Source organism: Reyranella sp. (assembly GCF_004296935.1).
GTDB lineage: Bacteria > Pseudomonadota > Alphaproteobacteria > Reyranellales > Reyranellaceae > Reyranella.
The window spans coordinates 1-9,909 of record NZ_SCVH01000036.1 but is presented as its reverse complement, the minus strand read 5'-3'; the positions used below and the strand labels follow the sequence as shown (position 1 = coordinate 9,909).

The 9,909-nt window shown below is 65.6% G+C and carries 9 protein-coding genes; all 9 read left to right on the top strand.

Annotated features, from left to right (window positions below):
* The coding region (locus EPO55_RS04805) for an NADP-dependent malic enzyme (protein ID WP_296335325.1) at window positions 1–1,857 on the top strand (1,857 nt) is incomplete at its 5' end.
* Entirely contained in the window at window positions 1,854–3,215 is a 1,362-nt protein-coding gene (gene mgtE, locus EPO55_RS04800; protein ID WP_296335324.1) for a magnesium transporter, read from the top strand. The genes EPO55_RS04805 and mgtE, both read left to right, overlap by 4 nt.
* 68 nt (window positions 3,216–3,283) lie before the next feature.
* Entirely contained in the window at window positions 3,284–3,727 is a 444-nt protein-coding gene (locus EPO55_RS04795) for a hypothetical protein (RefSeq protein WP_296335323.1), read from the top strand.
* Between the two features lie 31 nt (window positions 3,728–3,758).
* Entirely contained in the window at window positions 3,759–4,931 is a 1,173-nt protein-coding gene (locus EPO55_RS04790) for an isovaleryl-CoA dehydrogenase (RefSeq protein WP_296335322.1), read from the top strand.
* Between the two features lie 206 nt (window positions 4,932–5,137).
* Entirely contained in the window at window positions 5,138–5,767 is a 630-nt protein-coding gene (locus EPO55_RS04785) for a TetR/AcrR family transcriptional regulator (RefSeq protein ID WP_296335321.1), read from the top strand.
* Window positions 5,764–6,963, top strand: coding sequence for an ABC transporter substrate-binding protein (locus tag EPO55_RS04780; RefSeq protein WP_296335320.1), 1,200 nt, complete (start codon window positions 5,764–5,766; stop codon window positions 6,961–6,963). Before EPO55_RS04785 ends, EPO55_RS04780 begins: the two co-directional genes overlap by 4 nt.
* 5 nt (window positions 6,964–6,968) lie before the next feature.
* Entirely contained in the window at window positions 6,969–8,504 is a 1,536-nt protein-coding gene (locus EPO55_RS04775; protein ID WP_296335319.1) for an acyl-CoA synthetase, read from the top strand.
* A gap of 8 nt (window positions 8,505–8,512) precedes the next feature.
* Complete coding sequence (locus EPO55_RS04770) at window positions 8,513–9,187, top strand: sulfite oxidase-like oxidoreductase (protein ID WP_296335318.1); 675 nt, start codon at window positions 8,513–8,515, stop codon at window positions 9,185–9,187.
* Window position 9,188: 1 nt separating this feature from the next.
* Window positions 9,189–9,665 carry a glutathione peroxidase gene (locus EPO55_RS04765; protein WP_296335317.1) on the top strand — a complete coding sequence of 159 codons (477 nt, stop codon included), beginning with the start codon at window positions 9,189–9,191 and terminating at the stop codon, window positions 9,663–9,665.
* The last annotated feature ends 244 nt before the right edge of the window (window positions 9,666–9,909 follow it).

The window sequence follows — 9,909 nt, the reverse complement described above, 5'->3', positions numbered from 1 at the left end:
TGCTTCTACGTCGAGCAGAAGCTGCGCGAGCGCATGAAGATCCCGGTGTTCCACGACGACCAGCACGGCACCGCGATCATCGTCGGCGCCGCAGTGCTGAACGCGCTGTCGCTGGTCGGCAAGGACATCGGGAAAGTGAAGCTCGTCGTGTCGGGCGCCGGCGCCGCGGCGCTGTCGTGCCTGGGCGTGCTGGAGAAGCTCGGCCTGCCACGCGAAAACATCTGGGTCACCGACATCGCGGGCGTGGTCTGGAAGGGCCGCAACGAGCTGATGGACCCGTTCAAGGAGCGCTACGCGCGCGACACCGACCTGCGCACTCTGGGCGACGTGATCGGCGGCGCCGACATTTTCCTCGGTCTCTCCGCTGCCGGCGTGCTGAAGCAGGATATGGTGAAGAAGATGGCGGCCAAGCCGCTGATCTTCGCGTTGGCCAATCCCAATCCCGAGATATCGCCCGAGGACGTGGCCGCGGTGCGCGACGATGCCATCATGGCGACCGGCCGCAGCGACTATCCCAACCAGGTGAACAACGTCCTCTGCTTCCCCTACATTTTCCGGGGCGCACTCGACGTCGGGGCCACGACGGTCAACGACGAGATGAAGATCGCCTGCGTGCGGGCCATCGCCGAGCTTGCCCGCAAGGAGCCTTCGGAAGTCGTGGCGCGGGCCTTCGGCGAGGCCGGCGGCGGCTTCGGGCCATCGCAGATCATTCCCAAGCCGTTCGATCCGCGCCTGATCGTCGAACTGGCGCCGGCCGTCGCCAAGGCGGCGATGGACAGCGGCGTGGCGACCAGGCCGATCGCCGATTTCGAGGCTTATCGTGAGCAGCTCAGCCAGTTCGTCTTCAAGTCCGGTCTGGTCATGCGGCCGGTGTTCGAGCAGGCGCGCAACGCGCCCAAGCGGGTGATCTTCAGCGCCGGCGAGGACGACCGCGTGCTGCGCGCCGTGCAGATCATCCTGGACGAGGGCATCGCCCAGCCCATCCTGATCGGACGGCCCGAGATCATCCGCCATCGCGCCGAACGCCTCGGTCTGCGCTTTCGGCCGGGCACCGATGTCGCCCTGATCGATCCGTCGAGCGATCCGCGCTACGACCGCTACTGGGGGGCCTATCACGAGCTGATGGAGCGGCGCGGCGTCACCGAGCCCACGGCGCGCAATCTCGTGCGCTCCAGCCCGACCCTGATTGCGGCGCTGGCGGTTAAGCTGGGCGACGCCGATGCCATGATTGCCGGCGCCTACGGCCGCTTCCGCACCCACTTCAATCATGTGCAAGACGTGATCGGCATGCGCGAGGGCGTGAAGCACATGGCGGGCCTCAGCCTGCTGGTCATGCCGACCCGCTCGCTGTTCATCGCCGACACCTACGTCAACGACGATCCTGACGCCGAGACCCTGGCCGAGATCACCTTGCTCGCGGCCGACGAGGTGCTGCGCTTCGGCATCCAGCCCAAGGTGGCGCTTCTGTCGCATTCGAGCTTCGGCAGCTCCGATCATCCCTCGGCGCGCAAGATGGCGGCGGCGGTAAAATTGCTGCATCAGCGTGCGCCGGCCCTCGAGGTCGACGGCGAGATGCACGGTGACGCGGCCCTCGAGGCCGACATCCGTGACAACGTCTTCCCGCGGTCCAGGCTCAAGGAGTCGGCCAATCTCGTCGTCTGCCCGTCGCTCGATGCCGCCAACATCGGCTTCAACCTGCTCAAGACGGCCGCCGATGGGCTCCATATCGGCCCGATGCTGCTGGGCACGGCATTGCCGGCGCATGTGCTGACGCCATCGGTGACTGCCCGCGGCATTCTCAACATGACGGCGCTCGCCGTCGTCGAGGCGCAACGCCTGGCCGAGGCGCGTGGATGAGCACCGAGCCCGACGTCCTCGATGAAGTGCCGCCGGAGCTGGTCCGGCGCGTCGAGGCGGCGCTCGCCGAGGATCGGGACGACGATGTCCGGGCGCTGCTGGCCAGCCTCAGCGCCACCGGCCAGGCATCGGTGCTCGAGCAGGTGTCCGAGGTCCAGCGCGACAAGCTCGTCGGCATTCTCAAGCGCGATCTCGACCCCGAAGCGTTGACCGAACTGGACGAGGAAGTCCTCGAGGACGTCCTCGACCAGCTCGACAGCAAGGACATCGCCGCTGCCGCGCACGAACTTGAAACCGACGACGCCGCGACCCTTCTCGAGGATCTGACCGAGACCGAACGCCGTGAAGTCCTGGCCGAGCTTCCGGCCGACGAACGCGCCGACATCGAAAGCGCGCTGGCCTATCCCGAAGACACCGCCGGGCGCCTCATGCAGCGCTCGCTGGTCAAGGTGCCCGACGCCTGGACGGTGGGCGAAGTCATCGACCATTGCCGTGAAGCCACCGACCTGCCGGACGACGTCTACGATATCTTCGTCGTCGATGCGGCCGGCCGATTGAGCGGGGCCGTGCCGCTCGGCCGGATGTTGCGCGCCAAACGGCCGGTGCCGATCCGCGACATCGTCGATCCGGACATCCCCTCGGTGCCGGCGACGGCCGACCAGGCCGAGGTCGCCCATCTGTTCCGCGACAAGAACCTCGTCTCCTGCCCGGTCGTCGACGACGACGGCCGTCTGCTGGGCGTAATCATGGTCGACGACGTGGTCGACGTGATCGACGAGGAGGCGGAAGAGGACCTCCTGAAGATGGGTGGCGTCGGCATCGACGACATGCATGCCGATACCGTCCGTACCGCCCGGTTGCGCGCGGTCTGGCTCACGTTGAACCTGGCGACGGCGATTCTCGCGTCCTTCGTGATCGGCCAGTTCGAGGGCGCCATCGAAAAGATCGTGGCGCTTGCCGTCCTGATGCCGATCGTGGCGTCGATGGGCGGCAATGCCGGCACCCAGACCGTGACCGTCGCCGTGCGGGCGCTGGCCATGGGCGAACTGACGGCGGCCAACGCGCTCCGCTTCGTCGCCAAGGAGGCCGCGGTGGGCGGCCTCAACGGCCTCATCTTCGCCTTCATCATGGGCGGCGCCGTGGTCGCCTGGTATGGCGACTGGCGCCTGGGGACCGTGATCGCCGCCGCCATGATCTGCAATCTCGTTGCTGCGGCACTCGCGGGAACGCTGATCCCCCTCGGCCTGCAAAAGTTCGGCATCGATCCGGCGGTATCGTCGACCGTGTTCCTGACGACCGTGACCGACGTGATCGGCTTCCTCGCCTTCCTCGGACTGGCAACCCTGTTCCTGCTTTAGCCGGCGAAGCCGAGGCGGCTTCGCATCGGCTTCAGGGCGCTGTATCCTGTGCTCCAGGAGGACGTCGGATGGCTGCGATTGCCCGCTTGGCGGGAATGCTTGTCTTGCTGCTGACCGCCGTCGCGGCTGCGGCCCAGACCAAGGTTCCATCCGAGCGGGCGCTCGAGGCGTTGGTCAAGTCGGCGCTGTTGTCGTTCAACGACGCCAACCTGACGGGCAACTACACGGTCTTTCATGCCAAGCTGTCGAAGCCTTTTCGCCAGCAATTCTCTGTCGAGAAGCTCAAGGATACGTTCAAGGAATTCAACGAGAAGAACATCGACATCGACATCGTCTCGGCGATGAAGCCCACCTACAGCGCGGCGCCTGCGGTCGACGGCGACGGCAAGCTGAACGTAAAGGGGTTCTTCCCGACCGACCCGACGCGGGTGAACTTCGACTTGAGCTTCATCCCGTCGGACGGCGAGTGGAAGCTGATCGGCATCAACGTGAAACTGGGCCCGGCGTCCTGAGCCACCCAACAGCAAGAGACAAGGCACCCTCATGATCCCCAATGCGATGCCGTCGTTCGATTTTGGCCTGGGAGAAACCGCTGACGCGCTGCGCGACCAGGTCCAGCGCTTTGCCTCGGTCGAGGTGGCGCCGATCGCCGCCGAACTCGACAAGACCGACCGCTTCCCGCGCGAGCTGTGGCCCAGGATGGGCGCGCTCGGCCTGCACGGCATCACCGTCGCGGAGGAGTATGGCGGCTCGGGCCTGGGCTATCTTGAGCATGTCGTGGCGGTCGAGGAGCTGAGCCGCGCCTCGGCGGCGGTCGGCCTCAGCTACGGCGCCCACTCCAACCTCTGCGTCAACCAGATCAGCCGCAACGGCAACGACGAGCAGAAGCGCCGCTTCCTGCCCAAGCTGATCTCCGGCGAGCATGTCGGCAGCCTGGCGATGAGCGAGTCGGGCGCGGGCTCCGACGTCGTCTCGATGAAACTGCGCGCGGACAAGAAGGGCGACCGCTACGTGCTGAACGGCACCAAGATGTGGATCACCAACAGCCCCGACGCGCAGGTGGTCGTGGTCTATGCCAAGACCGACCCGAATGCCGGGCCGCGCGGCATCACCACCTTCATTGTCGAGACCGACCGCAAGGGTTTCAAGGTGGCGCAGAAGCTCGACAAGATGGGCATGCGTGGCTCCTCGACCGGCGAGCTGGTGTTCGAGGATTGCGAAATTCCCGAGGAGAACGTGCTGGGCCCGGTCGGCAAGGGCGTCAACGTCCTGATGAGCGGCCTCGACTACGAGCGCGCCGTGCTGGCGGCGGGGCCGCTCGGCATCATGCAGTCGGCCATGGATATCGTCGTGCCCTACGTCCACGAACGAAAACAGTTCGGCCAGGCGATCGGCGAGTTCCAACTCGTCCAGGGCAAGCTTGCCGACATGTACACGACGATGAATGCCTGCAAGTCGTACGTCTATGCGGTGGCCAAGGCCTGCGATCGCGGCCAGACGACGCGCAAGGATTCAGCCGGTGCCATCCTCTATGCGGCGGAGAAGGCCACCATGGTGGCGCTCGACGCCATCCAGCTTCTGGGCGGCAACGGCTACATCAACGACTATCCGACGGGCCGCCTGCTGCGCGACGCCAAGCTCTATGAAATCGGCGCCGGGACCAGCGAGATCCGGCGCATGCTGATCGGCCGAGAGCTGTTCGCCGAGTCGGCGTAATCCACGACCCCCTCCGCCCTTCGGGCACCAGGTCGCTATGGCCGCTGGCGGCCATAGCGACGACCCGAAGACGGGGGAGGAGAAGAGAGGATCATTCTCCTCCCCCGCAAAGCGGGGGAGGTGCCCCCGTAACCGGGGGCGGAGGGGGCGTCGGTTATTGACCCGGGGGATGTTTTTCCGTACACGGTGTGTATGGAAAGACCGACATGCCGCGCTATCTGACCGAGAAAGACATCGCCGACTTCCGCGCCGAATTGTGCCGGGTCGCGACCGAGCGGTTCGCCCGCTTCGGCTACGAGGGCGTCACCATGCGCCAGCTTGCCGAGGCGCTGGGCTGCAGCCCCAAGACTCCGTACCGCTATTTCAAGGACAAGGCTGACATCCTGGCCACGGTACGGGCCCAGGCCTTTGCTCGCTTCGCCGACGCGCTCGAGGCCGCGGCGAAAGATGGGACGGGTGCGTTCGACCGCACGCGTCGCGTTGGCGATGCCTACTTGCGTTTCGCCTTCGAGCAGCCGCACGCCTATCGCATCATGTTCGAGATCGACCAGCCCATGGATGGTCACCCCGCCCTGGTGCAAGCAGCCAAGCGGGCGCGGGGCTTCATCACCCGCCAGGCCGAAGACATGGCGGCGGAGGGCCTGATCGACGTCGACCCCGAGCTGTTCGGCTGGTCGCTGTGGGCTGCGACGCACGGCGTCGTCATGTTGGCGCAGATGGGCATGCTCGAGCATGGGCCGGACTACAAGGCCATCTCGCACTTCCACGGCGCGCTGATGCTCAAGGGCGCAGCTGCCCAGAAAACCAAGGGAAGCAAGGGAAGGAAGACGAAATGAGGCGCTTGTTCGGTGTTCTGATCGCGATGGCCTTGCTGGACGCAGGGCCGGCAATTGCCCAGAAGAAGTATGATCCTGGTGCCAGCGACACCGAAATCAAGCTCGGCCAGACGCTACCCTACAGCGGACCCGTGTCCGTGTTGTCGGGTGTCGGCAAGAGCCAGGCGGCTTACTTCAGGTTTCTCAACGAGAGCGAGGGCGGCATCAATGGCCGCAAGGTGACGTTGCTGTCGCTCGACGACGGCTACAGTCCGCCCAAGACCATCGAGCTGACGCGCCAGCTCGTCGAACGCGACAACGTGTTCGCGATCGTGAACACCATCGGCACAGCGACCAACCGCACGACGCATCGCTACCTCAACCAGAAGAAGGTGCCGCAACTCCTGATCCTGTCCGGCGCGGCGCAGTGGAACGATCCGAAGCACTACCCGTGGACGATGATGGGCATGATCGCCTACCAGACCGAAGGCGCGGTCTATGCGCGGAACATCCTCACCGCGACACCGAACGCGAAGATCGCGCTGCTCCGGCAAAACGATGACTTCGGCAAGGATTACGTCGAGGGCTTCAAGCACGCACTCGGCGACAAGGCGGCCATGATCGTGGCCGAGGTGTCATACGAGACCACCGACCCGACGATCGACGCCCAGATCATCCAGCTCCGCGCCAGCAACGCCGACGCGCTGTTCATCGTGGCGACGGGCAAGCATGCCACCCAGGCCATTCGCAAGGCACACGAGCTGGGCTGGAAGCCCCAGATCTACCTGCCCGTGGGATCGGCCTCGGTGCCCGGCGTGCTGAAGCCGGCCGGAGCCGACGCCGCAACGGGCGTCATCACGGCGGCCAATGCGAAGAGTGCCGGCGACCCGGCGTGGAACGACGACCCGGGCATGAAGCAGTACTTTGAATGGGCGAAGAAGTGGGCACCCGAACTGAACCCGCACGATTCCTTCGTGGCCGCGGGCTATTCCAACGGCATCATCGTCGCACACCTGCTGCGTCAGTGTGGCGATCAGCTCACGCGCGAGAACTTCATGCGTCAGGCCACCGGTCTCAAGGGCTATGTGACACCGCTGACCCTGCCGGGTGTGACGCTCGATACGTCGCCGACCGACTATCTCCCGTACCAGAGTCTGCGCCTGCAGCGGTTCGACGGCACCAGTTACAAGCTGATCGGCGACGTGATCCGGGAGTAAGAGGCATGCTTCCAGGCGTCACCGCAGGCCAACGGTTCCGGAGCTGGGCCGACATCCAGGCCAATGCGGCGCGCGGCGCCGGCGGCCTGGAGGCGCTCGGCGTCGGTGAGGACGACAGCATCGCGCTGATGCTGCGCAACGACTTCCCGACCTTCGAGGTCAACATGGCCGCCAGCCAGCTCGGTGCCTACGCCGTGCCGATCAATTGGCATTTTACGCCGGAGGAGGCGGACTACATCCTGCGCGACAGCGACGCCAGGGTGCTGGTGGCGCACACCGATCTCCTGGCGCAGATCGCTTCGGGCATTCCTGCCGGCGTGAAGGTGATGGCCGTCCCGACGCCCGAGGAGATCGCGGCCGCCTACAACGTTCCGGCCGAACGCCGCGTGGCGCCGGCGGGCGTCACGCTCTGGCAGGATTTCGTGGCGGCAGCGGCGCCCCGCACGGCGCCGCCCAGGCCGTCGCGCGGCAGCATGATCTACACGTCGGGTACGACCGGGCGACCGAAGGGCGTGCGCCGCCGGCCGAGCACGCCGGAGCAGCAGGCAGCAGGAGCGCAGGAGGCGGCGACCTTCTGGGGGCTGAAACCGGATTCCGCGACCGTCGTGCTGATGAACGGCCCGATGTACCATTCCGCGCCAGCCGCCTACGGCATGGCGAGCGCCCGGCTTGGCCTCAACGTCGTTCTTCAGCCCCGCTTCGAAGCCGAGGACATGCTGCGCCTGATCGAGAGGCATGGCGTCAGCCACATGCACATCGTGCCGACCATGCTCGTGCGCCTGCTGCGCCTGCCCGATCCGGTGCGCCAGCGCTACGACGTCTCGTCGCTGCGCTTCGTCACCCATGGGGCGGCGCCTTGTTCGCCCGCCGTGAAGCGGCAGATGATCGAATGGTGGGGGCCGGTGATCTACGAATATTACGGCGCCACCGAAACAGGCGTCGTGGTCTGGCACGGCTCGGAGGACGCGCTGCGCAAGCCTGGCACGGTCGGCCGTCCGGTGCCCGGCGCCATCCTGCGCATCGTCGACGATCAGGGCCGCGACGTCGCGCAGGGCGAGGTCGGTGAAATCTACCTGCGCGGACCGCATCTGTCGGACTTCACCTACAACAACGACGACGCCAAGCGTCGCGAGGTGGCGTTGGGCGATCTCGTGACCGTGGGTGATATCGGCTACCTCGATGGCGATGGCTTTCTGTTCCTGTGCGATCGCAAGCGCGACATGATCATATCGGGCGGTGTCAACATCTATCCGGCCGAGATCGAATCGGCGCTGATCCAGATGCCGGGTGTGCGCGACTGCGCGGTCTTCGGCATCCCCGACGAGGAGTTCGGCGAGCAGATCTGCGCCTATGTCGAGCCCATGGCCGCCGCCACCCTCGATGCGAACCAGGTGCGGGCCTGGCTGGCCGAGCATGTGGCGCGCTACAAGGTGCCGAAGGTCGTGGAATTCGACGCCGCACTTCCGCGTGAGGACTCGGGAAAAATCTTCAAACGCAAGCTCAGGACCCCATATTGGGAAAAGGTGGGGCGCAGTATCTGAGGGGTCTCATGGCTGAAGACGACGTCACTCTGTTCGGCAAGTTGAAAAGCAAGCTGATCGACAGCAAGCAGAAGTGGGCCCAGGAGGGCCGCTTGCTGACCGGCAAGACGGCGGCACATCAGGTGCGCCTGCCGCCCGGACAGCGGCAGGTCGAGACCTGGCCGGTGCTGGATCTCGGCGTCCAGCCGGAGATCCCGACCCACGCCTGGCGTCTGTTCGTCGACGGGGCGGTCGAGACTCCCATGGCCTGGAAGTGGGGCGAGTTCACCGACCTTCCCAAGACGCGGCTCACCAGCGACATCCACTGCGTGACCGCGTGGTCGCGCTACGACAACAAGTGGGAGGGCGTGAGCGCCCGCGAGCTGCTGGCCCTGGTGAAACCCAAGGCGGCGGCCAGGCACGTCATCTTCCATTCCTACGACACCTATACGACCAATGTGCCGCTGGAAGATTTCGCGGCCGACGACGTGTTGCTGGCGTGGAGCTGGAATGGCGAGCCGATCAGCCGCGAGCATGGCGGACCGCTCAGGGTGGTGATCCCGAAGCTCTATTTCTGGAAGAGTGCGAAGTGGATCAAGCGCGTCGAATTCTCGGAACTCGACAAGCCCGGCTTCTGGGAAGTGCGCGGCTATCACAACTACGGCGACCCGTGGCTGGAACAACGCTACGACGAGGAGATATGAAATGTCGGCCCATGATTATTCCTTCACGATGATCGACGGAAAGCCGCTGGATCTGAAGGACCTTGCCGGCAAGGCGGTGCTGGTGGTGAACGTGGCCTCCTACTGCGGGTTCACGCCGCAATACACCGACTTGCAGGAGCTGCACGAAACCTACGGGCCCAAGGGGCTCGTGGTGCTGGGTGTACCGTGCAACGATTTCGGCGCGCAGGAACCGCGTGGCGAGGCGGAGATCGCCAAGTTCTGCGAGTCGATGTACGAGGTCACCTTTCCGCTCACCTCCAAGCAGAAGGTGATCGGGCCTGACGCCCATGCGCTCTATCGCTGGATCACCGCCCAGGCGGGCGAGGGCGCGGCGCCCAAGTGGAATTTCCACAAGTACCTGATCGGCAAGGACGGCAGCCTGCTCGGCGCCTGGCCGAGCCGCGTGCGTCCAGGCTCCGGCGAGATCACCGAGGCCGTCGAAACGGCGCTGCGCTAGCAGAAATAGTTGACATTTTAGCAGGTTTTGGCCTATATTTCTGTCAGGCTGGCGGGGATTGCGCCGGCCTTTTTCGTTCGTTCCGGCAAGACCTGCCCGCGGCCGTCCGCGGGTTCGCGCTAAAGCGCTTGGTGCAGCCGCCGCGATGTCCTTACTCGCGGGTCCAACAACCTCTGACCCCCTCCGCCCGCTACGCGGGCACCTCCCCCGCAGACGGGGGAGGAGTTAAATCGACCTCTTCCTC

Excerpts from the sequence above, each read along its gene's own strand:
- EPO55_RS04770 (WP_296335318.1), top strand. The coding sequence starts at position 8,513 with ATGGCTGAAGACGACGTCACTCTGTTCGGCAAGTTGAAAAGCAAGCTG.
- EPO55_RS04785 (WP_296335321.1), top strand. The coding sequence starts at position 5,138 with ATGCCGCGCTATCTGACCGAGAAAGACATCGCCGACTTCCGCGCCGAA.
- EPO55_RS04790 (WP_296335322.1), top strand. The coding sequence starts at position 3,759 with ATGATCCCCAATGCGATGCCGTCGTTCGATTTTGGCCTGGGAGAAACC.
- EPO55_RS04780 (WP_296335320.1), top strand. The coding sequence starts at position 5,764 with ATGAGGCGCTTGTTCGGTGTTCTGATCGCGATGGCCTTGCTGGACGCA.
- EPO55_RS04765 (WP_296335317.1), top strand. The coding sequence starts at position 9,189 with ATGTCGGCCCATGATTATTCCTTCACGATGATCGACGGAAAGCCGCTG.
- mgtE (WP_296335324.1), top strand. The coding sequence starts at position 1,854 with ATGAGCACCGAGCCCGACGTCCTCGATGAAGTGCCGCCGGAGCTGGTC.
- EPO55_RS04775 (WP_296335319.1), top strand. The coding sequence starts at position 6,969 with ATGCTTCCAGGCGTCACCGCAGGCCAACGGTTCCGGAGCTGGGCCGAC.
- EPO55_RS04795 (WP_296335323.1), top strand. The coding sequence starts at position 3,284 with ATGGCTGCGATTGCCCGCTTGGCGGGAATGCTTGTCTTGCTGCTGACC.